This window comes from Shouchella oshimensis, assembly GCF_004375095.1.
Classification (GTDB): Bacteria; Bacillota; Bacilli; order Bacillales; family Bacillaceae_D; genus Shouchella; species Shouchella oshimensis.
Genome location: NZ_SNUX01000002.1, coordinates 889,058 through 912,352, shown reverse-complemented (window position 1 = coordinate 912,352; position 23,295 = coordinate 889,058). Strand labels below are relative to the sequence as shown.

The following is a 23,295-nucleotide window of genomic DNA, read 5'->3' as shown; positions in this document are numbered from 1 at the left end:
TCGGGGAATTATTTTTTATCTACTCTGAATAGAATCGAGGGAATGGTATGGATCATTTGTTTAATAAATCTCAGCTTTTAACACGACTGCTAGACCGGACGAAAGTAGGGGTACTCGTAACAGACCCATCTCAGAAAGATAACCCCATTGTTTACTCAAATCAAGGGTTTACAGATATGACTGGATATGAAGAGGCTGACGTTCTTGGAACAAACTGTCGTTTTCTTCAAGGGGAAGAGACCGATCAAGAAAAAGTAAACCAAATTAGGACAGCTATAGACAATGAAGAATCAATCTCAGTAGAAATTATCAATTATCGAAAAGACGGAAGTTATTTTTGGAACGAATTAAATATTGAGTGCGTCACCCTTGATCGACCAGATGTAAAATACTTTATAGGCATTCAGAAAGACGTTACGGTTCAAAAAGAAGTTGAATTAAATTATTTTGAATCTGTACAGCGAATTGACACGATTTCGACGCCTATTGTTCCACTTGTAAACGGCATTGCGGTTATCCCACTAGTGGGTGAGTTTGGGAAAGCACGCTTTGATCATATGTTTGAAACCGTTACAAAGGAAATTTCCGAGCAAGACTTATCAACATTAATTGTTGATGTATCTGGATTAGAGGAATTTGATGAGTACGTTGTTGAAGGCATTTTCCGCTTACGCGATATTATCCAGCTTGTAGGTACAGATACAATCTTAACAGGCATGTCTCCGATTCTCGCTAAACAATCAGTGGGTCTTCAAGAAACTACATTAAAAGGCATGAAAACAGCAAGCTCTGTAAAATCATTTCTTCGTCATTATTTTAATCAAACATGAAACATTATTGAATGGTATCCGTAGAGAGAGTACGTATATAATAAGGAGGCTACAATATGGGTGATTTTCCTTGGTGGGTGCTTATCCCTTTGGCTGCTATTCTATTCCCTGTTTTTACTACTCTCATAAATAACCGAATGAAATTGAAAGAATTAGAAATGAGGCAAGGTGCTGGTCCTGAATTTGACGAGATTGATCAGAAGCTTGATCAAATTCTTGCCCGTTTAGATGCATTAGAAGAAAGAAAGGAACAGGAAAAAGAATAAGAGCGTATACACTCTTATTCTTTTTCCCAGTAAGTAAGGAAGTCTTGAACTGTTGCGAAACGCTCTTGTCTATTTGTGTGCACGGCTTTTAAAGATGCTTGATAGAGCGTTTCTGAAGCATCCCATTTTTCTCTCGAACGATCTTGCTCTCCTCCAAATAGCGCGAATGCCATTGCACCCATTGTAAACACCATCGTCTGTTGATCAATTTTAGCCCCTCTAACAAACTCTTCTGGTGACATAAAACGTGTTGATCCCCACATCTGTCCCATTTTATTAACATATGGTGTCTTACGATAGAAATCAATGTCACATATACTCAACGTATCCGTTTTAAAGTTATACAATAAACTTCCATCATAAAAATCGATAGATACATAGCCTTTATCTGCTACAAGTTGGTGGAATGATAAAATTTGTATAAACGCTTTTCTCTTTTTTTCAAAGGATAGCTGCTTGAAACGATAAAAGGGTGAATCAGGATGGGTGTACTTTTCTGGTGGAGGAAATTTCCAATGTGGGTGCAAGTTTTCGCCATCTGCCCAACTAAAGACAAGAGCATAGCCATTTGGTCGCTCAATGGCTTCAACGTACTCAATTAATGTAGGGTGATGCAAATCTTCGTACACTCGCCTTGCTTCTTTTAGCCGTTGAATGGCTTCTTCTGTTGAATTCATACCATAAACGGTTTCTGCTCCTGCATACTTTATAAAATAGCGCTTTTTCTCCGTTTCAATCCCAAAGCTGATATTGCCAGAGTCTTGTTGATCAAAAACGGCAAAGACCTTACCGTAGCTTTGTAGCCAACTAAAATCATGCGCTTTTTTCAACTGTATGGCATACCCATTTACTTCTTGCAACATATGATTCCCCCATTTATTTAGTCTTTAAAAATCGTTTACTATCCTCTGTCATAATTTCTTTTCTTCCTAATAGAAATCTTCTGACATTCCCTTCTCCTAGTTAAGTCATCACCCTTTTATTATCTCAACAGGATAAAGGGATAGCAAGCTTCTCAAAAAAAAAGCAACTAGCGTTTCCTTATCGCTAGTTACCTCTGTAAAAGCTAGATTTCGACTGACTGCTCACTTATATACTTTCCTGCATGCTCACCTGCAAGCTTACCAAATACCGCACCAGACATTAGACCAGAACCACCCGGATAATTATGATAAAACAGTCCTCCAATCATTTCACCTGCTGCAAATAACCCCGGAATTTCGTCTCCATGTTGATCAAGAATATGACCATTTGGACTTGTTCTTACACCTCCAAATGTAAACGTAATACCGCAAGTAACAGGAAATGCTAAAAACGGAGCTTGATCATATGGTAGTGCCCAATTACTCTTTGCCGGGTGTATCCCCTTCGTTCCTTTACCATCTTTTATGGCCGGATTGTATTCTCCAGGCTGTACAGCTTGATTATAGTTATTGATCGTTTTAACCAATACATCTCCGTCAACACCCATTTTTTGAGCTAGTTCCTCAATGGTATCCGCTTTATAAACCGAGGCTTCCTCAAGCCGATATTCTTTTCGCAAATTTTGAAAAACGTTTCCATCAAATAGTTGAAACGCTTTCTGTTTCGGTTGTTTCAACGTTTCTTTTCCATATTTGGCATAAGTATAATTTCTAAAATCTGCTCCTTCGTCAACAAATCGTTCTCCAGCGGTATTAACAATTAGACCTAATGGATAGGAAGATTTTTTGTAAATGTCTCCAGGTTTAGAGAAATCCCCCGTCGTCGGTGCATAATAATCCGTTGTATGCGCGTGACAACCTTCCCATTGACCATATTTTACGGCACCTAGTTTTAAAGCTAATTCTAAGCCATCACCTGTGTTATATTCCGTTCCACGTACAATGGCATGTTCCCATTCGTCACCTAATTCTTCCTTCCGCTTTGCTGCGTTAGCTTCAAAGCCACCGCACGCTAAGATAACGGTTTTTGCAGTAATTGTCTCTTCTCCCTGCGCAGTGTCGACGATTAATGTAAATTCATTTGGTGATGGCTTATGCAGATCTTTTAATCGAGTGTTATAGGTAATCGAGATCCCTAGTTCTTCTACTCTCTTTAGCAATGACGAAATAAGTCCAACACCTTTATTCGTTGTTTTTAACGGGAGCCCACCCCAAAACTGTTTTTTATCACCATTCATGTAATATTGGTTTTCGTTTAATTCAAAATGAATACCGTTACGTTTCATCCACTTAATCGTCTCAAATGAGCGAGTCACAAGCTGTTGTGCTAATTGAGAATCGGTTTGTCCTTCTGTCACACGTTGCAGGTCGTCCATAAATTCATCTGTTCCGTAATTTGGCATTTGAATCAATTTATCTTCTACCTTTGAGTCATCTGACAATACTTCTTTTAAAGAATTCCAATCCCCATATGCGGTCCGAATTGCACCATCTGTAAAATATGAATTGCCGCCTCGTTTTTGTTTCGGCGCGCGCTCAAGAACGAGTACCTCTTGACCACTTTCTTTTGCTGCAATCGCTGCGCATAAAGCTGCGTTCCCTGCGCCAACAACAACGACTGGCCATTGTTGTTTCTGATGTATTCTATTCATTTACATGTCGTCCCTTCTGTCATGAGGTTTATTACGTGATCAGTGAATTCTTTTGTCGTCGCTTGACCTCCAAGGTCTGGTGTTGCTATGCTACTTTTCAATGTGGCTGTTACAGACTCGCGCATTATGGAAGACAGTAAAGTTAAATCACGGTCTTTCTTTTGTTCACCAAGCCATTCAAACAACAGTGCAGTAGAGTCAATCATCCCAATAGGGTTGGCAATGCCCTTCCCAGCAATATCAGGTGCCGAACCATGTGCAGCTTGAGCCATCACTTTTGAAGCGCTTGCATTAATGGAGCCTGCTAACCCTAAACTTCCAACAAGTTCACCTGCTAAATCTGAAAGGATATCCCCGAACATGTTCTCAGTCACAACCACATCAAAATCAGCCATACGTCTAACGAAATGGGCGCACATCGCGTCAATATGATAATCATCCACTATGACATCTGGGTACTGTTTGCCCACTTCCTGACAAAGAGATAAAAAGAAACCGCTCCCTAATTTGATTACATTTGCTTTATGCACAATCGTTACCCTTTTACGTCGTTGCTGGGCTTTTTGAAATGCAGCATGGGCAATTCGTTCAATAGCTTTTCTAGTAAATACGCCTGTCGTCAGCACAACATCTGGCGTCAACATCATTTCCCCTACACCTTGATACATATTTCGATCAACATAAAACCCCTCTGTATTTTCCCTATAAATCACGAGGTCTGCTTCTTTTATCACCCCATGAACAAATGGATTCGATTGAATCGGTCGTATATTCGCGTATAAATCAAAATGATGCCTTAGTTCTCCACTTGGATTTCTCAGTTCCTGTAAGTCAACTGGGTAAGAAAGTGAATCGTGAGGACCCATTAACCATCCGTCTAATTCGGATAAACAAGAAATTGTTTCATCTGGCATACTTGTACCAAATTGTTTGATCGCTTCTTCTCCCATTTGTAACGGTTTCCATTGAACTGCTACTCCTGCATGCAAAGCAGCTGCGGAAGCTATAGCTTTAGCAGATTCAACTATTTCGTAACCAATCCCATCACCATGTAGTACACCTAACGTAAGCACAAAAGCACCTCCCCTTTTCGTTCATGCTTTTAGCTTACTAGCGTTAGATCATGAAATAAAATATTAATTTTCTTGCATTTTCAATAAAAATTATTTATGATCTAGCTCCATCGTCTGTATAAATTGAATAAAGCGTTCCACAACTGCTAATCTTGAAGCTTCTTCACTGGCAAGTAACCATGTGCGGCGAATAACAGGCTTCTTGTTTTTAAAATGTAATGGTTTAATATACAGTTGGTCCTTTTCAGATAAAGAAATCATTGGAGCAATAGAGTATCCTAACCCCTGTTTCACCATCTCTTTGCACGTTTCAAATCGATCTAAATCCATCTCTGTATAGGGAGGATCTTCAAAGCGGTCATTCCACCAAGATTTAATAGACTCCGTTAATGACGTATCCGTTCGATAGCTTAAATACGGTTGCATCGGCAGGCTCTCAATCTTCAATTTCGTTTTCGATATGAGCGCGAGTTGTTCTTCTTTCAAAAGCAACTTGATGCCTGGCCATGAAAAATCACTACGAAGAATACCTACATGAACCACATCGTTTTGCAACAGATCAAGAATCTGTGTACTCCACCCTGTCCGAACTTGAAACCGGACATTTTCATATTGATCAGAAAACGCTTTCAACATTTGTGGTAGTAAATATTGTGCATAATTACTAGAGGCACCAATTCGTAACGTGCCACTCACTTCATTTTGCATATTCAGCAGCTGATCTTTCATTTGCTGATACGATTGAATCATGTCACGTGCTTGCTGTGCCAAATAATCCCCTTCAGATGTGAAGCCAATCCCTTTTTTTGTTTTAAAGAAAAGCGAAACCCCTAGATCTTGCTCAATACGTTTTAAACGATAGCTAATCGATGGTTGTGAAACAAACAACTTTTCTGCTGTCTTTGTAATATTTTTATTTTTATAAAGCTCATGTATGAGATGCCAATCTTTTTGATCCAACACTTTCACTCCTTTTTTAAATTGTCCTCATTATACCGCTCATAGAAAAAATTTATAGTGTTTTATAAAATACAACTATTTTACTTATGTTTTGCAATCGCTTACAATTCGATTCAAGAACCAATTCAAGGGGGTTTCAGCTGTGAAGACAAAATACCTACCATTTTTTATTGTTTCATCCTGTTTACTCTTTACCGCATGCAATACCATAGAAGCAAACGATGCAAGTGACCAATCCACAACTGGCGCTTTATACAAGGATAGTGTGATATCCTTTGTTGTTCCTTTTCAAGCTGGAGGAGGAACTGATGTATTTGCTCGGTTTATGACCCCCTATTTCTCGGAACATATTAGTGGCTCTCCTCGTGTTCAAGTTGAGAATATTCCTGGAGGAGGCAGCATTACAGGTACGAACGAATATGCACAAACACGTAAACCAAATGGCAGAAACATTTTAACAACAAGTGGATCATCCCATATTCCTTATATTCTCGGTCAAGGATCGGTTCAATACGATTTATCGAATATGACGCCGATTATTGGTTCTCCATCAGGTGGCGTTGTTTACACCAATCCGGAAAAAGCCGCTCAAGGTGTGCATGAACTTGTTAAGACATCAGGAGAACTTTTCTATGCAGGAATGTCTCCAACTGGTTTAGACCTTATCACTCTTCTTTCTTTCGAGGTTTTAAATTTAGATGTGAAAGCCGTTCTTGGCTATGAAGGGAAAGGTCCTTCACGCGTAGCCTTTGAACAAGGTGAAAGCAATATTGATTATCAAACCACAACTGCCTATAACCGAAATGTTGTGCCACTTGTTGAAGAGGGTAGAGCGGTTCCCCTTTATAGTCTTGGTCAAATCGATGAAAATGGCGAGCTTATTCGTGATCCTCAGTTCCCAGATTTACCTACTATTGAAGAGCTGTACATTGACTTACATGATGAGGTTCCCTCTGGTGAGGCCTGGGAAGCATACAAACAATTTGTCGGTGCTGGATTTACTTTACAGAAAGCCGTTTGGGTTCATGATGACGCACCAGAAGCCCATAAACAGGAGCTTCACTCCTCCATGGTTTCCTTAATAGAAGACGAACAGTTTCAAGCCCAATCCGAAGAAATATTAGAGAACTATCAACCGTTTATTGGAGACGATTTACAAGATCGCATTAACGCGATGCTAGACGTCAACGAAAGTACGATTAATTGGGTACGAGAGTTTTTGTTAGAAAATTATGACGTCGATGTTAATCGTCTGTAAAAGGAGTGCTGTTCATGCTAGAGGCTGCTTGGGAAGCGTTACTGATTGTTTTGCATCCATCACGTATTGGATTTATGTTCTTAGGCATTTTTATTGGAATCTTTGTCGGTTTACTCCCTGGATTAAGTGGAACAGTTGGGATGTCTTTACTCCTTCCCTTCGTATTCGGTTTAGATCCTTTTGTTGGTATGGCCTTGTTAATTGGTATGGTCGCCGTTGTACACACTGGTGATACCTTTCCTTCTATCTTACTTGGCATCCCTGGTACATCAGGTTCTCAAGCTACGATTATGGATGGCTATCCATTAGCTAAGCAAGGGCAGGCTTCTCGAGCTATGGGAGCATCCTTCTTTTGCTCAATGGTAGGTGGAGTTGTTGGTGGGATTTCTTTATACTTAATGATTCCTTTCGCCCGCCCATTAATTTCAGCTTTTAGCTCTCCAGAATTATTTATGTTAACCATGCTTGGCTTAAGTATGGCTGGTTTACTCGCTGGAAAATCACCTATTAAAGGCATCATTTCTGGCTTACTCGGTCTTTTAATAGGCTCTATTGGCAGTGCGCCAGCCGTGGCTGAGTATCGTTATACATTTGGTTCTTTGTATTTATCGAATGGTGTTTCATTGCCTGTCGTAGCTCTTGCTATCTTCGCTTTTCCAATTATGATCACAATGCTTTCAAGTAAAGGAAGCATTACAAACAATCGACCGATTAAAGGCGGAATTATGAAAGGTGTTATAGACTCTCTTCGAAATAAGTTTTTAGTGTTTCGTAGTGCTGTTATTGGCACATTAATTGGATTTGTTCCTGGTCTTGGAGGTAGTGTTGTCGACTGGATTGCTTATGGTGCTGCCCAAAAAACAGTCAAAAACAATACCTTTGGTCAAGGGGATATAAGAGGAGTGATTGCGCCAGAAAGTGCGAACAATGCAAAAGAAGGAGGCTCATTAGTACCTACTTTATTATTTGGAATACCTGGATCAGGGACAACCGCTATTCTGTTAGGTGGTTTAACACTTATGGGACTAGAAGCAGGTCCAAGAATGCTTGGTGCCGACTTGCCTGTTACGTTATCCATTGTCTGGACACTTGTTTTCGCAAATATTTTCGGGGCATTACTTTGCATGGCTTTAATACGACCTATATCGAAAATTAGCTTTATTCCAAGTGAAAAGATTGTGCCGTTTTTACTTGTGTTGCTTATTCTAGGTGCCTATCAATCTAATTTCTCATGGGGCGATATTATCGTTTTTATCGCGATCGGTCTATTAGGCTATCTGATGACCATTTTAGACTGGCCAAGACCTCCATTATTAATTGGGTTTGTCCTTGCGATTTCAGCTGAAAGATACTATTGGATTTCCATTGAGCGCTATGGATGGGAATGGCTTACAAACCCTATTGTTATTGGAATTGGTCTTGTTATCGCCTTCCTCTTAACTGGAGGGATGTTAATGAAACGGTTTAGTAAATCCGTTGAGTCAAAAGGAGGAGATATGTCGCTATGAATAAAGACATTTTAAATATTGTTTTTACACTATTTCTCTGCATTGTCTTTGGGAGCGCCGCCATTCTTGCTTTAGAATTTTCTCGACTTGCTCAGTTTTTTCCACTTTATGTATCGGTAGCCGGGACCATACTGTCCATTATTTATCTTATCGTTTTGCTAATTCAATACAATAAAATTCGTCACGAACACGAACGGATTGCTTTTATCAAACCGTTGCGATACATCGGCTGGATCGTTGGTTATATCGGGGTTATTTACGTCTTTGGTATGTTTATCGCAACCAGCTTGTTTATTCTTAGCTTTCTGCTCATAGAAACAACGATGGTTTGGTGGAAATCGCTCATTTCTGTAGTGTGTGTGCTTGTCGCTATTTCCACTGCCAGCCGTTTGCTCGGTGTTTATTGGCCAACAAATATTCTAGGTTTTTAAGGAGTGATAGATGTGAGAGAATTTGAACGTATCCGTGCAGCCATCATACGAGGAGGCACAAGTAAAGGTGTCTATATATTAGAACATGAACTACCTAGCAATCCTGTTGTTCGTGACCAAGTCATTCTTTCGATCTATGGAAATGATAAGCGCCAAATAGATGGATTAGGTGGGGCAGATGCTTTAACAAGCAAATTCGCAATGGTATCGGTCTCTACAAGAGAGGATGCGGATATTGCTTATACATTTGGACAGGTGGGAATTGGCACAAAAACAATTGATTACGGGACAAATTGCGGGAACATTTTAAGTGGCGTTGGCCCTTATGCGATTGATGAAGGCCTCGTTCCTCCAGTCGAACCAATTACAAAGGTTCGCATTTACAATACGAATACAAATAAAATCATTATCGCTCATGTTCCTGTCTTTAATGGACGATCTGTTTTTACAGGTGATTTCTCCATTGATGGTGTTCCTGGTACTGGAGCCGAGATTTTGCTTGAATTCGAGCACGCGGCGGGAGCCGTAACAGGCTCGCTGTTTCCAACAGGAAATCGCAAAGACACTCTCTCTATTTCAACTGGAGATGTTGAAGTAAGCATTCTCGATGTGACGACTGCTGTTGTTTTTATGCATGCTCAGTCCATTGGGCTAAAGGGAACGGAATTGCCGGCACAATTAACCGTTGAGCAACTTTACCAGCTTGAAGAAATTCGGAGCGAGGGTGCCAAACTGCTCGGATTTGTTAAAAAGAGAGGTGAAGCAACAGCGGTTACACCAGCAAGCCCTAAGCTGATTCTTGTACGTGAACCATGTGCGTATCAAACCACAGCAAATGCGATGATTAGAAAAGATGAGGTTTCATTTGTTAGTCGTGCTATGTCTATGCAAAAAATGCATCATGCCTTTCCTGTAACGGGTGGTTTATGCACGGCTATCGCCTCGAAGCTAAAAGGGACTGTAGTAGCAGATGTGAATCATGCTAAACCATCCTCCAGTATAACGATTGGTCATCCGTCTGGCACGATGGGGTTTTCTGCAGAAGTGGAAGAACAGGAATATGGAGAGCCGATTATTAAACAAGCTGCTGTTGCACGAACGTCTCGAAGGTTAATGGAAGGCTATACGTATGTCCCTCGTTCTATTTTTTGGCAGTCCTCATGAGCTTGTCTGTCATGTTAGGATGAATAGCACTTGTTTACATTGACGCCCTTAGGGTCAACATCTATCATTTGTTCTAAAGGGGTGTTCTGATGAGATTTTACTTGGCATCATCGTTTCGTAACGTGGAAGCTGTCCGCATGCTAGCTACTTCTTTAAAAAAGCTTGGCTACACGCAAACATACGACTGGACTCAGCACCAGCGTGCCTCAGAAGTTCATGAGTTAAAAGCGATTGGCGAGCTTGAAAAGCAAGCTGTTGAACGAGCCGATCTTTTTATTTTACTTTTGCCTGCAGGAAAGGGAAGCCACGTGGAATTAGGGCTTGCACTTGCGCATCATAAGCCGATTTTGATTTACTCTCCCCCAGGAACAGTCGTCGACCCTTCAACGTTCTATTATCTTAGCGGTGTTACACATCGTGAAAGTGAGTTAAACGATCTTCCTGCCATTATTGACGAATGGGTTCGTTCAACGTAACGAGCCCATTTCCTTTTTTAAGGTACTTTAGCTAGGTTAATAATCGCTCGTAGTAAACAAACTGCTGTTCCTTCCCTTTCCACATAAATATTTCTTTGTCACGCCTTACTTCATAAAAACCGTTTTTTACTAGTACTGTTTGAGACGCTATATGAGCCGAAGTGGTTTTCGCTGTTATTTTTTGCAAATGAAGATGACGCTGCGCTTCTTTTATTGCTAACGCAAGGGCTTTTTTAGCATAACCTCGACCTGAAAATGCTTCTCCTATCCGATACCCTACATCTGCCGTTTCACCACTGATCGTTAGATTAAGACGACCAATAAGTGTTCCTTCCTTGTTGAAAATCAGATAGAAAAGACCTTGCCCTCTTTCCTCTTCCTTTAATAATTGCACTAAGCTATGACGAAATACTTCTTTTTGATAAAAGGTTTCTCCGCGACTCGGTACCATCGTTTCAAAATATATGCGATTCGATTGTTCAAACGAATATAACGTTGTTTCATGTTCTTTGCGAAGTCTTTCTAATTTCAACTCCTCTTGGACTGTTCGAATAGACTGAGTTTGTCGATTCGACTCGTTCGGTAAGGTTTGATTTGATTTTTCACTTTCTCGTTCTTGTCGCTCCATTGCATTCTCTCCATTTCTTCTTGTTATGAAAATGTAATCTCACGTTCTGATCGCTAAAAAGCGGGTTTTCTCACGATTAATTTATTTGATAGCATTTGTAATCAACTTTCGAAGCACGTATAATAATGCTACAATCCAATCTAGTAAACTGGTTATCTCTAAACCATCTAAAGAACGAACTACATCTAGGGAGTGGAAAGGATGAAGAAACGCCTCAATTTTAAAAGTTGGCTAATGAACGCTGTCACCACCTTTGCGGCTCTACTCGTCCTATTGTCAGGTGCACTTGTGTTCGTTGGCTATAAAGCAACGAATCCAGCAATCCGACTCCTTGAAAGCAATCCTAGTCATTACGATCTTGCCTATGAGGAAGTTCAATTCTCAAATAAATTTGACCAAATCTCCTTAAGTGGTTGGTGGATTCCATCGGAGCATAATTCCTTGTTTAATACGGATAAAGCTGTCATTTTTGCTCATGGGTATGGATACAATCGTACTGAAATGCCATTTAGCCCACTGCAATTAGCCAGCCGTCTAAATAAAGAAGGGTACCACGTGTTTATGTTTGATTTTCGAAACTCAGGTATGTCTGAGCAAGCACCGACAACATTTGGTGGGAATGAAAAAACAGACTTATTAAGCGCCATTGATTATGTAAGTGACACATACGAAGTAGAGGATATCGCCTTGATGGGTTGGTCTATGGGCGCCGTAACTTCCATTATGGCAGGAGCAGAGTCTGAACAAGTGAAGGCGGTTATTGCGGACTCTCCCTTTGCCAACTTAAGTGAATATGCTGCTGAAAGTTTTCAATATTGGACTGGGTTACCAAAATCATTTGCAACAGGAACCACTCGTGCCATCGGTGTCATGGTACCTGGGTTTAACCCAACTGATGTCACCCCGTTATACGCTGCTCAGTCGTATCCAGAAGATAAAGGGTTGTTTCTGATTCACTCTATGCAAGACGGCGCCATTCCTTATTCCGAATCTGAAGCTATTCATCAGAGTGCTTCTGGAAGCGAACTTTGGCTCCCTGAAAAAGGCGGACATATCCGTAGTTACTTTCATTTCGAAAGTGAATACGAAGAACGGGTATTGAACTTTCTAGACCGTCATTTCATTAAGCATGAACCATTTATTTCTGATCCGATATACTTTTCTTAAAACCTTGTTGACCTAATTGGTGAACAAGGTTTTGTTTTCATTTTCTCATAAAATTCATTCAACCACTTAAATGACACATGTCATTTATTTTTAATGACAGCCGTGTCTAGTTTCACTTAAAGCTACATTTTATACTGATACTCAAGCTATACTAAAAGGAGTGAATGATGACCCTAGAGAGGATGGCTTGCTTTTGTTTTTTTACCCACGTAATCAGCTCAAATTATTTTTTTTAGACTTAAGTATATTTGCTTTTTTATTGTTTATCTTGCTTCAAGATGAGTCTGAACTTTCTTATTTCATTCGCATACTTGCCTTTATCCTTATCCTCTTCTTATATGTTATCACATTGAACTTCAAGAAGTGGCTACATGTTCTAAGTAGTTTACTAGGCATTTTGCTGTTCACCTTTTTAGCTATTCAAACAAGTCCAAATCTGCTTATCTACTTATTTGTTTTTTCAGATGCCAGCGGGAATGTAAAGATTACACCCTATATTTTGCTTACCCAAATCGGATTGGTATTGAGTTACGTAACCGTATCTAGCATTTCCTATGGGGACCCTTTTGCTTTTCTTACAACGATGTTCTTCCCCTTTCTCTTTCTTCAGCTAGCATTACCATACGTTATTCGAATGATTAAGCGTACACAAAGTTTGGAGAGGGATCTAGCTGTTGTTAATAAAGAAATTGAGTCCCTAATTAAAGAAGAAGAACGAAACCGAATAGCAAGGGATCTACATGACACTCTTGGTCATACCATGGCAGTGATTAAATTTAAAAGTGAGCTAGCCATTCGCCTAATGGATCAAGACTCGAAACGAGCAAAACTTGAAATGAAAGCTGTGCTAGAGGAAATAAAGGGTGCTTCTAAACAAGTACGAGAGGTAGTATCAGAATTAAAGCACATACGCATTCAAGATGAACTACTACACGGTGATTCACTTTTCAAAGGAACCTATATCAACTACTTCATTACTGGTCAGCACTCCATTCCCCAGTTATCAGAAGTAACAGAGTCCATGCTAGCGCTTAGCATTCGAGAAGCTCTGTTAAATTGTTACAAGCATAGTCGAGCCGATCGCGTTCATGTCCATTTTTCACTGAAAGATGCTACCCTGACGTGTGAAATAAAAGACGACGGCGTTGGACTGCCGCAAGAACGAGATCTTGATGGCACAGGTATACAATCTATTCAAGAACGAATGGCTTTCGTTAATGGGAAAAGCGAATGGAATCAACCTACCACTGGGAATGGTGTTACGATCACTCTACTCTTGCCAATAATTGATAAAGGAGGGAACGCTCTATGATTCACATTTTCATTGCTGAGGATCAAACGATTCTGAGGGATGCATTAACTTCTCTCATTCATTTAGAGGCCGATATGAACGTCATTGGTCAAGCTAGGACTGGAAAAGAGGTACTAGCATCTCCCATCATTCAAAAGGTAGATGTTCTCTTGATGGACATTGAAATGCCTGAAGGAACAGGTCTTGAAACAGCAGCTAAACTAAAAGACATCGGTTTTAACGGTAAAATTGCGTTACTTACCACTTTTTCTCGTGCAGGCTATATCGAATCTGCCATGCGGATTGGTGTAAATGGCTATTTGCTAAAAGATGAAGCGATTGAAGATCTTGTTCATGGCATACGTCGGGTGTACAGGGGCGACACCGTTGTTTCACAAGCACTTCACCAGCAATTGTTTCAACTTCAACACAATCCTTTAACAGAGCGGGAACAACAACTACTATCTTCCATTTTGATTGGAAAAACGACCGAAATGATGGCAAAAGAACACTTTCTGTCTATTGGTACAGTCCGAAATTATTTATCTACTGCTATGCAAAAATTACAAACAACAAATCGATTTGAAGCAGCGCAAAAAGCAAATGAGAAAGGTTGGTTAACATCATGAAAGGAGTTATGTTGGAATGAGTTTAATTGTGAACTATGGAGGAATTGTTTTTATTACTCTAGAGGTTCTCTCTTTACTTTGTTTGTTGTTGTTCGGTTTAACACGATATTGGTTCAACCGCAAAGCCTTAAGCACCCTCTTTATATTTTTATTTATTTTTATTACGGTTTTAGAAGCGGTACTCGCTTGGTTACTTTATCGAGAAACAGGAGAAATCTCTTCTTTACAAATTATTATTACCATCTTTGTTCTTTACGCCGTTACTTTTGGTTACCAAGATTTTCGAAAACTTGATCGTTGGATGAAGAAAAAAATTGGTCAATGGCGTGGAGTCAACTTACTAACAGCTGACGATCATCGCGCAGTTGAAAAACAAAAAGATCCCGTATACAAAGCAAAGCACTATCGACATACTGCTTTTATTCATATCGGTATTTTCTTAAGTGCACAAGTAATTTTCTTTTCATTAGGAACAGAATCCATTGTTGAAGCCTTTTCTTATCTTCAAGATTGGTCCTGGTTAAACGGGGAGACACCGATTCAATCTACCCCCTATCCAAATGAAACCATTTATAGTATTTCCATGATTTGGGGCATTGTCTTTGTCGTCGATATGATCTATTCATGGTCATACACCTTTTTTCCACAAAAGACAAAAACGTTTTAGCAGTCTTATTTTGTCTGTCTATTTCTTCTCTCGATCCATATACTTCATTATAGAAGCGATACGAGGAGGGAAATCAACACATGAGCACTGCGCCGCCACGACTCAATCAAGGTGACACGGTAGGTATTGTTACGTTAGGTAGTCCACTTTCAGCTGACACCATTCGTACTCGAATTGATTATTTAGAACAGCTTGGTTTTAACATCCTTTTAGGCGAAAGTGTGTTCAATCGAACAGGATTTTTAGCTGGATCTGCCGAAAGTAGAGCGAATGATTTTATGAGTATGGTGTTAAATCCAGACGTAAAATGGATATTGCCGACCCGAGGAGGTGTAGGCGTCGCAGGTATGATCCCTTATCTTGATTTCACACAAATTCGCGATAATCCTAAGATTATTTCTGGCTACAGTGATATAACAATCCTTTTAAATGCACTCTATCAATTTGCCAATCTTATTACATTTCAAGGGTTACTTTTAATTGATTTTCGTGATAGTACACCGGCTTATAATTTTGATCAATTTTTTTCAGCGACAATGAATGGGAATGCGCCATACTTATTCCTCAACCCCCCTGGGATACCTTTGCAAGGAAAGGTTGATGGAGTCGGAACAGGTGAACTCATTGGCGGTAATTTAACGTCTTTTGTTGATTCGTTGGGTACACCTTATGAAATCAATACGAGGGGAAAAGTCATCTTTCTTGAAGATACACACGAAGCAACGAATACGATTTATCGCTATTTAGCTCACTTAGAAGCAGCAGGGAAATTTGAGGATTGTGAAGCTATTCTGATGGGGACGTGTACCGATTGTCCAATTTCCTACAATACAAGTTACCAAGACTTAATCGAAACGTTTATTGTCCCTTTAGGCAAACCTTTAGTGACCAATGTTCAATCGGCGCACAATTATTACAAAGGAACATTACCTATTGGTGCGAATGTTCGAGTTGATGGTACCAATGGAACCATTACCGTCCTAGATAATACTGTAGCCGACCGCTAATAAAAAAACACGGCTGAGACAGCGAAACGAAAGGTGAATAGGCCCTGTGAATACCCTCCCTACCTATAAAAAAGGGACTTCTAATTTGGGCTAGATTCATCTTTCTTTTTTCAGCAACAGCAGTGAACTCACTATGCAGGTATGGTCTAAGATCCTTATAATGTCTCAAATTGCTTTTTAAACTAATCACTCGTAACCTCATACGTTAGTAAACCTCTTTCTTCATAGAGCCAATTTCTGTATACTTTTATGTAAGCGCTTTAAAAATAGAATGGAGGCTAGACATGACTACTTTTACTGACGATCAACTTTCACAACTAAGCAAACTTGCAAAGAATACCTTAATTGAACATCTTGGCATTACATATAAGGAGATTTCCCTAGATAAAGTCGTTATGACCATGCCAGTAGGGCCAAATGTGCATCAGCCCTATGGGGTTCTCCACGGTGGCGCCTCTGTTGTGCTTGCCGAAACAGCCGCTTCTATTGCTACAGCCATTAACATTGATCAAGAAACCCATGTTTGTTTTGGTATGGAAATAAACGCGAATCATATTCGTACTATGGCTGACGGTCTCCTTATCGCTACGGCCACTCCCTTTCACAAAGGTCGCTCTACAATGGTCTGGCATATTGAACTAACAAATGAAGAAGGAGAAACCATCTGTATTTCGCGTTGTACTGTATCTGTAAGGAAAAAAAAAGTTAACTAGCAACAAAAAAACAGCGTGTTGAGAGGAACACGCTGTTTTTGATCTTATACCGGGCTTAATTCTTCTCTTGGATGGTACTCTTCTGTTTCGTCTACTTCTTCAGAGATTAATCCAGATAATACATGCACTCGCAAAATAATCCCTTCTAATTGCCCTTCCTCTGTAACCACAGCTAACGGAAAAGCAGATGTTAGTGCTTTAGGTATTAAGTCCGTCACATAGCAATCTTTGCTAACTCGTTGAATATCCTTTGACATAACGTCACTTAAAGCTTTCTTTTCTTTAATGCCTTTAATAGCTTGATCGATTGTAAGAATGCCTTTTAACAACTGATGATCGTCAACAACAAAGACACTTGATAGCCCATTTCGCTTCATTTCTTTTACTGCCACATTCAAACCGTCTTCTACAGATACCACCGCGTTTGGTTTCATCATAATATGTGAGGCTTGAAACACTTTTGAACGGTCAATGTCTTTTATGAATTCGGAAATATAATCATTTGCAGGGCTTTCCATAATTTCTTCTGGGGTTCCAATTTGAACTACTTTTCCATCTTTCATAACGGCTACTCGGTCACCAATTTTAAAGGCTTCATTTACGTCGTGGGTAATAAAAATAATCGTCTTTTGAAGGCGTTCTTGAATGTCAAGAAGCTCACTTTGCATCTCTCTACGAATGAGTGGGTCAAGTGCACTAAACGGTTCATCCATCAATAAAATGTCAGGATCATTTGTTAATGCTCGAGCAAGCCCTACCCGTTGCTGCATGCCTCCTGATAGCTCATCTGGATACTTATGTTCATACCCCTTTAACCCTACGATTTCGATATTTTTCATCGCAATTTCGCGCCTTTTTGCTTTAGACATTTGTTTAATTTCTAATCCATACTCGACATTTGATAAAATGGTTCGATGGGTAAACAGTCCAAAATGCTGGAAAACCATTGCGATTTTATTTTGACGCACTTTTTTTAATTGGCTGTTTGAGTAAGCGACAATGTTTTCTCCATTTAATACAATTTCTCCATCTGTAGGTTTGTTTAATAAATTAAAGCATCGAATGAGCGTTGATTTACCACTTCCAGAAAGACCCATAATAACAAAGGTCTCTCCTTTCTTTATATCCATAGAAGCATCATAAACACCAACAGTATGGTTTGTTTTTGCTAGTATTTCTTCCTTTGTCATCCCTTTTTTAATCATAGGAATCACAGATTTCGGCTTTGGTCCAAAGATTTTTGAGACATTCTTAAGTGAAATTTGAATGGTCATGACGTCACTCTCCTATGTCTTTGAATTTTATTTGCAAATCCATTTGTCATTCGGTCAATGATAATGGCAAGAAATACAATACTAAGTCCCGCTTCTGCACCTAGTGAAATGTCAACGCGATTAATGGCTACTAGTACTTGTGCTCCTAATCCACCTGCTCCAACCATCGAAGCAATAACAACCATCGCTAGTGCCATCATAGTCGTCTGGTTTACACCAGCCATTATCGTTGGAACGGCTTGCGGCAGTTGAACTTTCCATAATGTTTGAGCTTTTGAAGAGCCGAACGATTGAGCAGATTCAACCATTGCAGGACTGACGCCTCTAATAGCCAATTCAGTTAAACGCACAACTGGCGGTACTGCATAAATAATCGTTGCGAAAATAGCCGATACATTCCCAAGTCCGAAAAAGAAGATAGCTGGGATTAGATAAATAAAACTTGGCATCGTCTGCATGGCATCAAGTATAGGACGCATCACGATTGAAAAACGATGACTAAAGGCCATGATAATACCGAGTGGAATTCCTATAATTAAACATATTAAGACAGCGGCTATTATGATGGCTAAAGTCGTCATCATTTCAGACCATAGCCCAAATGCGCCAATGATAAAAATAAAAGCACCATAGATGAGACCAGAACTCCATTTTTGAAAAAACCAACCAAGTGCAATCACAATGAATATAAATAGCCACCATGGAAATAAGTCGAGGAAATCATTTATACCGTTAATGGTATTGACGCTTATAAAATAAATAAAATCAAATACACCTGCACCGGCTTCTGTGAGCCAGCTAATAAATGCATCTATATAGTCCCCTAGATTTAAACGAATATCTGGAAAATTGTTCATCGTCTCACGATACACGTTGGTGTATCCATTCACCTCGTTTCGGAAAATTCGAAAACACTAAGCAGGCTAGCGTACAGCTAGCCGCTTCTTTATTTAATCGCATTTACTACTTTTTCAGCGATATCTTCTGGTAACCAACTTGTCCATACGTCTTCATGCTCTTCTAACCAACGCATAGCTGCTTCTTCCTCAGTCAATCCATCTTCTTCCATATATAGTAATGCTTCTTCTGTTAAAGCACTGCTCGTTTCGTAATTTTCAAGAAATTCAACAACATCAGGTGCTTGGTCTGGAAGGTGTTGATTCACAGCAACCGTTACATCGTTTGGCGGAAATTCAGTCGAACGGTCTTCTTCCCATTGATCTTGATTGTATTCATCTTCTTCAAGTAATGTTAGATCGTACTTCGCTGTAATGCCAGTTGGTTCCCAGTAATAACCAACCCAACCTTCACCAGCGTCATAAGCTCGCACTAAATCTGTTACCATACCTGAATCTGAACCAGGGGCGAACAAATTAAACGTTTCTCCAAGTTCGTATGTTTCGAATTTCGTTGAGATATCATCATAAATCGCCCAATCACTTGGAGCGTTCAACACTCGTCCCTTAGAAGAATCCTCTGGGTCAGGAAAAACATCTGGATAGTCCACAAGCTGATCCACTCGACGTAAATCTGGCGCTAAAGGCTCGATCCCTCTTTCTTCATCTCCTTCTATGACATAGGTTGGAACGTATAAGCCTTGAACATTGTCATCAAAATTTGTTGATACTTCAATGATGTCGCCTGATTCAATGGATTCATCGTAAAGGTCTCGAATGTTATCTGTCCATACTTCCATATAGACATTAATATCACCATCACGTAACCCTTGTACAGTTGCTGCAGTAGATCCCATTGTTGTATCTGTATCCATTTCATATCCTTCTTCAATAATAGTCTGAGCGATAGCATTATGAATTCGAATACTCTCCCACCCTGCATCGGCAAACGTAATGACCGAGAGTTCATTTGCACTGTCAGCGCCATCACCGCATGCCGACAGCAGGGCGATTGCCGCTACTAGACTTACACTCGTACCTAAACTTTTCTTTTTCATTTATTTACCCCTTTTTTATTTTATTTTCCACCTTGTATAGGTGTTGATGCTATTAAGATTGCATAGATTGCTTCTTATTATAGTAAAGCGTTTACTTATTCACAAACTTGATTTTTTTGTGTTTTATAGAGTTTTTCGTCATATACAGGGGAGATTGAATAGTAGGGCTTTTTTCCCTTACAAATCATCAATGATTCAATCATTTACGACACGATTCGACTTTAACCTCCTTTTTTTCAAAAATTCTCTAAACGAGGTCGTGAGTACCCTTTCCCGGATTTTGTCGAAGTTAAACCAAAAAAGACGAAACAACACTAACTGATTGCTTCGTCTCTTACTATAGCTACCTTTTCAATGCTTGCTTTTTCTTTAACAGTTCTTGAAATTGCTGGTCTAGTTGATTCTTCTCGCTCTCATCTGTCACAGTTGATAAACGTGACAACAGCTCTGATAGTTTAAAGTCGATGGTCAATAAAGACTCGTCTGGTTTTTCTAATTCTTCCTCCTCTCTAGTAACCTCCCGAATCTTTGCGTGTTTATCATCGAAGGATAGCTGATGGGTCGCAACATCCTCCACTAATGTCCGATCATGTGTAACAAAGAGGATGGTACCTGGAAATTGATTCATCACTTCTTTAAGAGAATCTTTCGTCGTTAGATCCAGATAATTCGTTGGCTCATCTAAAAGCCAAAGGTTTACATCACTTAAAAACACTTTTGCTAAAGCAGTACGAACTCGCTCACCACCACTTAAGTCCATTCCTTTTTTAAAAACGTCTTCTCGTTTAAAAGCTAACCGAGATAAGACGGTTCGAATAAATGTTTCTGAATAAGGACTGCCTTTCCCTACATTCTCAAGAATCGTTTCATCATCTAAAATATCATGCTGGTGCTGTGAGAAATAGCCTAGCTTTGCTGGCTTAGCAAGTGTCATTTGCCGACGCTCAATTTGCTGTAAAAGCGTCGATTTTCCTGACCCATTTTTTCCTAAAATGGCAATACGACTACCTGCTGGCACAACCCCATTCACTTCCTTCAGAAATCGTCCCTCTATACACACTTGAAAAGCTTTGAATTCAACAAGCTGTTTACTATGAACAATCGGAAAGCGACTTAGGTCAAACTGAATCTTTGTTTCTTCTTTTGGCTTTTCTTTCTTTTCCAGTTGATTTGCTCGTGTTACCATTGCCTCAGCTGCCCGGTTTATTTTTGCTTTTTGAACACCGCTGCTACGCTTATGCAAACGTGCTTCAGAATTCCCCATTCTTGACGGTGCCTTTTTAATCTGATCGGAACGACGCTGTGCTTGTTGTGCAGCTTGTAAGAGCCTATTCTTTTCAGATTGATACGATTGATAGGCTTTGTGCGCTTCGTCTAATTCTTTTTGCTTTTGAGCTTGATAGGCGTCATAGTTCCCCTCATATACGTTTATTTTTCCATCTTCAATCTCCCAAATTGACGTACACACATTATTAAGGAATGTTTTGTCATGTGACGTAACTAAAAGACCTCCTGAGAATGAGGTAAATACTTGTTCAAGTTGCTCGATCCCTTCCAAATCTAAATGACTAGTCGGCTCATCTGCTAGTAGCAGCAACGCATTTGCTTCAAGGGCTTTGGCAATTTTTGCTCGTGTTTGCTCTCCTCCACTTTTATGAGCGTGTGCTGGCACTTGCCATTGATTTGCTTCTTTCGGTGATAATGAAGCTGACTGCTGATGAAGTTGTGGAATATAGGCTGTTTTTTCATAATGAGTTACTTGCCCAAAATCTGCTTTACTATAGCCTGCTAGAACGTGCAACAATGTTGTCTTTCCAGCACCATTCTTACCAACTAATCCAATGCGTTGGCTTTTATAAATAAATAATGGATCACTATCTAAAATGACTCTGGCACCGAACTGTTTTTCTATTTTTGTTGTTTGTAGCAATAACATACAAAAAACCCCCTCTAATATAGTTAGAGAGAGTTCGCCCGTGAGAAATTAGTCAACAAAAAGACACTACCCCACCGTTTCTAGTGGCGGTTGCATTTTTTTACCCTAATCTATGAAGACAGACGAATCCTACTCTAACGTTCATGAAAAAAATATCCAACTCTCATTCGAGTGAATAAATGATTATTCCATTACGTTGGGTCGACTCGATTACTGCTTCATTGTATTAGGCACCAATTTCCTTTCTTATAAGATGGCTCTAATAATGCCATAGGCAAAACGCTTTGTCAATTGCTCTTTATGGTAACGTGGAAAAATCCGATGATGAAAAGGGGTCTTACCTTGTTCGATAAGATCCCTTTTCCATACAAAGATATACCCTTACACCGCTTTGGGCGTTTCTACATCAGTGGCTTGTACAGCTTACTAAATCGTTTGCGCTTGCGGATAAAACAAAACTTTTACGAAGCCCTTTTCTCCAGATGTCATTCTCTTAAATACGTCAGGTCCTTGGTTGAGGGGAAGTCGATGACTAATCATTGGAGCACCATTTATGGCGCCTGTTTTCATATAATGAATCGTTGCTTGCCATTCTCGACCAGGGAAAGGGGCAGAGAGGGCATTCCAAGATCCATGTATACTTAATTCATTTCGCACAATCTGTTCAAAATAAAAGCGTTCAATTGGCACATCTCCATAAGGAATGCCTAAATAAACCACTTCTCCTCCCTTTTTAGGGAGAGCCAGCACTTGAGCTGACGTAATAGGAGATCCTGCTGATTCAATTGCAACATCTACACCTAAATCACCTGTTAACGCTCGTATTTGTTCATGAGCTAATTTTTCTTTTGAATTAACTAGCACATCTGCCCCCATACGTTGCGCTATCTCTAGCTTTTCATCATCAATATCAATCGCAAAGATTTGACGTGCTCCAAAGATTTTTGCCCATTGAATCGCTAACAGTCCTATGCTACCACAACCCATTATTGCCACCGTTGCACCAGGCTGAATGTTCGTGCGATAGAAACCGTGTGCTACTACTGCCGACGGTTCAATAAGTGCAGCCGTTTCGTCATCAACCTCATCTGGTAAAGGAAGTACTTGAGTGGAAGGCAAAACAATATATTCCGCAAAGGCACCATCCTGCTTAGCACCAACAACGTGCAAAGAGCTGCACCTACTTGGTTCTCCTATTTGACAATAATGACACGTACCACATTGAAAGGTTGGACAAACGGCTACACGCATCCCTTCTTGAAGATGCGAAACAGATGAACCAGTTTCCACAATGATACCTGTACACTCGTGACCAAAAATCGTACCAGGAACGTATGGACCGAGTTTTTTATAACGAGACAAATCTGATCCACATATACCAACAGTTGAGATTTTAATGCGTACATCATCGCTATGAACAAGCGTCGGCATTGGAGCTTCTTCATAACGAATATCTTGAACACCATATAATTTTAAAGACTCCATCCT

Annotated in this window: 23 protein-coding genes; 13 read left to right on the top strand and 10 right to left on the bottom strand. The window is 39.9% G+C overall.

What is annotated here, in order from left to right:
- The first annotated feature begins 47 nt into the window (after window positions 1–47).
- The gene (ytvA, locus tag E2L03_RS10495; RefSeq protein ID WP_038477656.1) at window positions 48–830 is read left to right on the top strand and encodes a YtvA family blue-light photoreceptor; all 783 of its coding nucleotides are present in this window, start codon (window positions 48–50) and stop codon (window positions 828–830) included.
- Between the two features lie 56 nt (window positions 831–886).
- Window positions 887–1,096: a hypothetical protein gene (locus E2L03_RS10490; RefSeq protein WP_038477653.1), complete on the top strand. Its 210-nt coding sequence runs from the start codon at window positions 887–889 to the stop codon at window positions 1,094–1,096.
- 14 nt (window positions 1,097–1,110) lie between these two features.
- Here the strand turns inward: E2L03_RS10490 and E2L03_RS10485 are convergent, their stop codons facing one another.
- The 4 genes from E2L03_RS10485 to E2L03_RS10470 form a co-directional block, all read right to left on the bottom strand.
- Window positions 1,111–1,959 (bottom strand): protein kinase domain-containing protein, encoded by an 849-nt coding sequence (locus tag E2L03_RS10485; RefSeq protein ID WP_055735677.1) that lies wholly within the window; start codon window positions 1,957–1,959, stop codon window positions 1,111–1,113.
- A gap of 203 nt (window positions 1,960–2,162) precedes the next feature.
- The gene (gene tcuA / locus E2L03_RS10480; RefSeq protein WP_055735676.1) at window positions 2,163–3,671 is read right to left on the bottom strand and encodes an FAD-dependent tricarballylate dehydrogenase TcuA; all 1,509 of its coding nucleotides are present in this window, start codon (window positions 3,669–3,671) and stop codon (window positions 2,163–2,165) included.
- On the bottom strand, window positions 3,668–4,744 hold the full coding sequence (locus tag E2L03_RS10475) for an isocitrate/isopropylmalate dehydrogenase family protein (RefSeq protein ID WP_134259144.1): 1,077 nt from the start codon (window positions 4,742–4,744) through the stop codon (window positions 3,668–3,670). The genes tcuA and E2L03_RS10475 overlap by 4 nt, the downstream gene beginning before the upstream one ends.
- A gap of 90 nt (window positions 4,745–4,834) precedes the next feature.
- The gene (locus E2L03_RS10470; protein ID WP_124741549.1) at window positions 4,835–5,704 is read right to left on the bottom strand and encodes a LysR family transcriptional regulator; all 870 of its coding nucleotides are present in this window, start codon (window positions 5,702–5,704) and stop codon (window positions 4,835–4,837) included.
- A gap of 142 nt (window positions 5,705–5,846) precedes the next feature.
- Between E2L03_RS10470 and E2L03_RS10465 the strand changes: the two genes are divergently transcribed.
- The 5 genes from E2L03_RS10465 (at window position 5,847) to E2L03_RS10445 (ending at window position 10,541) form a co-directional block, all read left to right on the top strand.
- On the top strand, window positions 5,847–6,962 hold the full coding sequence (locus tag E2L03_RS10465) for a Bug family tripartite tricarboxylate transporter substrate binding protein (RefSeq protein WP_038477641.1): 1,116 nt from the start codon (window positions 5,847–5,849) through the stop codon (window positions 6,960–6,962).
- Window positions 6,963–6,976: 14 nt separating this feature from the next.
- A complete protein-coding gene (locus tag E2L03_RS10460; protein WP_134259143.1) occupies window positions 6,977–8,470 on the top strand; it encodes a tripartite tricarboxylate transporter permease in 1,494 nt (497 codons plus the stop codon).
- A complete protein-coding gene (locus tag E2L03_RS10455) occupies window positions 8,467–8,901 on the top strand; it encodes a tripartite tricarboxylate transporter TctB family protein (protein WP_134259142.1) in 435 nt (144 codons plus the stop codon). The genes E2L03_RS10460 and E2L03_RS10455 overlap by 4 nt, the downstream gene beginning before the upstream one ends.
- Before the next feature lie 12 nt (window positions 8,902–8,913).
- Window positions 8,914–10,065 carry a 2-methylaconitate cis-trans isomerase PrpF family protein gene (locus E2L03_RS10450; RefSeq protein WP_134259141.1) on the top strand — a complete coding sequence of 384 codons (1,152 nt, stop codon included), beginning with the start codon at window positions 8,914–8,916 and terminating at the stop codon, window positions 10,063–10,065.
- An 89-nt stretch (window positions 10,066–10,154) separates the two neighbouring features.
- Window positions 10,155–10,541, top strand: a complete 387-nt coding sequence (locus E2L03_RS10445; RefSeq protein ID WP_197196477.1) for a TIR domain-containing protein — start codon at window positions 10,155–10,157, stop codon at window positions 10,539–10,541.
- Window positions 10,542–10,572: 31 nt separating this feature from the next.
- On the opposite strand, the gene E2L03_RS10440 is transcribed toward E2L03_RS10445, so the two are convergent.
- Window positions 10,573–11,169, bottom strand: a complete 597-nt coding sequence (locus E2L03_RS10440; RefSeq protein ID WP_134259140.1) for a GNAT family N-acetyltransferase — start codon at window positions 11,167–11,169, stop codon at window positions 10,573–10,575.
- 201 nt (window positions 11,170–11,370) lie between these two features.
- Here E2L03_RS10440 and E2L03_RS10435 point away from each other — a divergent pair, with 201 nt between their 5' ends.
- The 6 genes from E2L03_RS10435 to E2L03_RS10410 all read left to right on the top strand — a co-directional run bounded on the left by E2L03_RS10435 (window position 11,371) and on the right by E2L03_RS10410 (window position 16,643).
- A complete protein-coding gene (locus E2L03_RS10435) occupies window positions 11,371–12,336 on the top strand; it encodes an alpha/beta hydrolase (protein ID WP_038477627.1) in 966 nt (321 codons plus the stop codon).
- Between the two features lie 160 nt (window positions 12,337–12,496).
- Window positions 12,497–13,648: a sensor histidine kinase gene (locus tag E2L03_RS10430; RefSeq protein WP_166740271.1), complete on the top strand. Its 1,152-nt coding sequence runs from the start codon at window positions 12,497–12,499 to the stop codon at window positions 13,646–13,648.
- A complete protein-coding gene (locus E2L03_RS10425) occupies window positions 13,645–14,256 on the top strand; it encodes a response regulator transcription factor (protein ID WP_038477621.1) in 612 nt (203 codons plus the stop codon). The genes E2L03_RS10430 and E2L03_RS10425 overlap by 4 nt, the downstream gene beginning before the upstream one ends.
- 16 nt (window positions 14,257–14,272) lie before the next feature.
- Window positions 14,273–14,923 carry a hypothetical protein gene (locus tag E2L03_RS10420; protein ID WP_134259139.1) on the top strand — a complete coding sequence of 217 codons (651 nt, stop codon included), beginning with the start codon at window positions 14,273–14,275 and terminating at the stop codon, window positions 14,921–14,923.
- An 80-nt stretch (window positions 14,924–15,003) separates the two neighbouring features.
- A complete protein-coding gene (locus tag E2L03_RS10415; RefSeq protein WP_134259138.1) occupies window positions 15,004–15,930 on the top strand; it encodes a S66 peptidase family protein in 927 nt (308 codons plus the stop codon).
- A 284-nt stretch (window positions 15,931–16,214) separates the two neighbouring features.
- The gene (locus E2L03_RS10410) at window positions 16,215–16,643 is read left to right on the top strand and encodes a PaaI family thioesterase (RefSeq protein WP_051667358.1); all 429 of its coding nucleotides are present in this window, start codon (window positions 16,215–16,217) and stop codon (window positions 16,641–16,643) included.
- A gap of 44 nt (window positions 16,644–16,687) precedes the next feature.
- On the opposite strand, the gene E2L03_RS10405 is transcribed toward E2L03_RS10410, so the two are convergent.
- The 5 genes from E2L03_RS10405 to E2L03_RS10385 form a co-directional block, all read right to left on the bottom strand.
- Window positions 16,688–17,917, bottom strand: coding sequence for a quaternary amine ABC transporter ATP-binding protein (locus E2L03_RS10405; protein WP_134259137.1), 1,230 nt, complete (start codon window positions 17,915–17,917; stop codon window positions 16,688–16,690).
- Window positions 17,914–18,774, bottom strand: a complete 861-nt coding sequence (locus E2L03_RS10400; protein ID WP_038485311.1) for an ABC transporter permease — start codon at window positions 18,772–18,774, stop codon at window positions 17,914–17,916. Before E2L03_RS10400 ends, E2L03_RS10405 begins: the two co-directional genes overlap by 4 nt.
- Window positions 18,775–18,863: 89 nt before the next feature.
- Window positions 18,864–19,871 (bottom strand): ABC transporter substrate-binding protein, encoded by a 1,008-nt coding sequence (locus E2L03_RS10395; RefSeq protein WP_095149759.1) that lies wholly within the window; start codon window positions 19,869–19,871, stop codon window positions 18,864–18,866.
- A 343-nt stretch (window positions 19,872–20,214) separates the two neighbouring features.
- On the bottom strand, window positions 20,215–21,807 hold the full coding sequence (gene abc-f / locus E2L03_RS10390; protein ID WP_134259136.1) for a ribosomal protection-like ABC-F family protein: 1,593 nt from the start codon (window positions 21,805–21,807) through the stop codon (window positions 20,215–20,217).
- A 426-nt stretch (window positions 21,808–22,233) separates the two neighbouring features.
- Window positions 22,234–23,292: a galactitol-1-phosphate 5-dehydrogenase gene (locus E2L03_RS10385; protein WP_038477602.1), complete on the bottom strand. Its 1,059-nt coding sequence runs from the start codon at window positions 23,290–23,292 to the stop codon at window positions 22,234–22,236.
- Window positions 23,293–23,295 lie beyond the last annotated feature (3 nt).

Excerpts from the sequence above, each read along its gene's own strand:
- E2L03_RS10385 (WP_038477602.1), bottom strand. The coding sequence starts at position 23,292 with ATGGAGTCTTTAAAATTATATGGTGTTCAAGATATTCGTTATGAAGAA.
- E2L03_RS10415 (WP_134259138.1), top strand. The coding sequence starts at position 15,004 with ATGAGCACTGCGCCGCCACGACTCAATCAAGGTGACACGGTAGGTATT.
- E2L03_RS10395 (WP_095149759.1), bottom strand. The coding sequence starts at position 19,871 with ATGAAAAAGAAAAGTTTAGGTACGAGTGTAAGTCTAGTAGCGGCAATC.
- E2L03_RS10445 (WP_197196477.1), top strand. The coding sequence starts at position 10,155 with ATGAGATTTTACTTGGCATCATCGTTTCGTAACGTGGAAGCTGTCCGC.
- abc-f (WP_134259136.1), bottom strand. The coding sequence starts at position 21,807 with ATGTTATTGCTACAAACAACAAAAATAGAAAAACAGTTCGGTGCCAGA.
- E2L03_RS10405 (WP_134259137.1), bottom strand. The coding sequence starts at position 17,917 with ATGACCATTCAAATTTCACTTAAGAATGTCTCAAAAATCTTTGGACCA.
- ytvA (WP_038477656.1), top strand. The coding sequence starts at position 48 with ATGGATCATTTGTTTAATAAATCTCAGCTTTTAACACGACTGCTAGAC.
- E2L03_RS10490 (WP_038477653.1), top strand. The coding sequence starts at position 887 with ATGGGTGATTTTCCTTGGTGGGTGCTTATCCCTTTGGCTGCTATTCTA.
- E2L03_RS10420 (WP_134259139.1), top strand. The coding sequence starts at position 14,273 with ATGAGTTTAATTGTGAACTATGGAGGAATTGTTTTTATTACTCTAGAG.
- tcuA (WP_055735676.1), bottom strand. The coding sequence starts at position 3,671 with ATGAATAGAATACATCAGAAACAACAATGGCCAGTCGTTGTTGTTGGC.
- E2L03_RS10400 (WP_038485311.1), bottom strand. The coding sequence starts at position 18,774 with ATGAACAATTTTCCAGATATTCGTTTAAATCTAGGGGACTATATAGAT.
- E2L03_RS10455 (WP_134259142.1), top strand. The coding sequence starts at position 8,467 with ATGAATAAAGACATTTTAAATATTGTTTTTACACTATTTCTCTGCATT.
- E2L03_RS10410 (WP_051667358.1), top strand. The coding sequence starts at position 16,215 with ATGACTACTTTTACTGACGATCAACTTTCACAACTAAGCAAACTTGCA.
- E2L03_RS10460 (WP_134259143.1), top strand. The coding sequence starts at position 6,977 with ATGCTAGAGGCTGCTTGGGAAGCGTTACTGATTGTTTTGCATCCATCA.
- E2L03_RS10435 (WP_038477627.1), top strand. The coding sequence starts at position 11,371 with ATGAAGAAACGCCTCAATTTTAAAAGTTGGCTAATGAACGCTGTCACC.
- E2L03_RS10440 (WP_134259140.1), bottom strand. The coding sequence starts at position 11,169 with ATGGAGCGACAAGAACGAGAAAGTGAAAAATCAAATCAAACCTTACCG.
- E2L03_RS10485 (WP_055735677.1), bottom strand. The coding sequence starts at position 1,959 with ATGTTGCAAGAAGTAAATGGGTATGCCATACAGTTGAAAAAAGCGCAT.
- E2L03_RS10425 (WP_038477621.1), top strand. The coding sequence starts at position 13,645 with ATGATTCACATTTTCATTGCTGAGGATCAAACGATTCTGAGGGATGCA.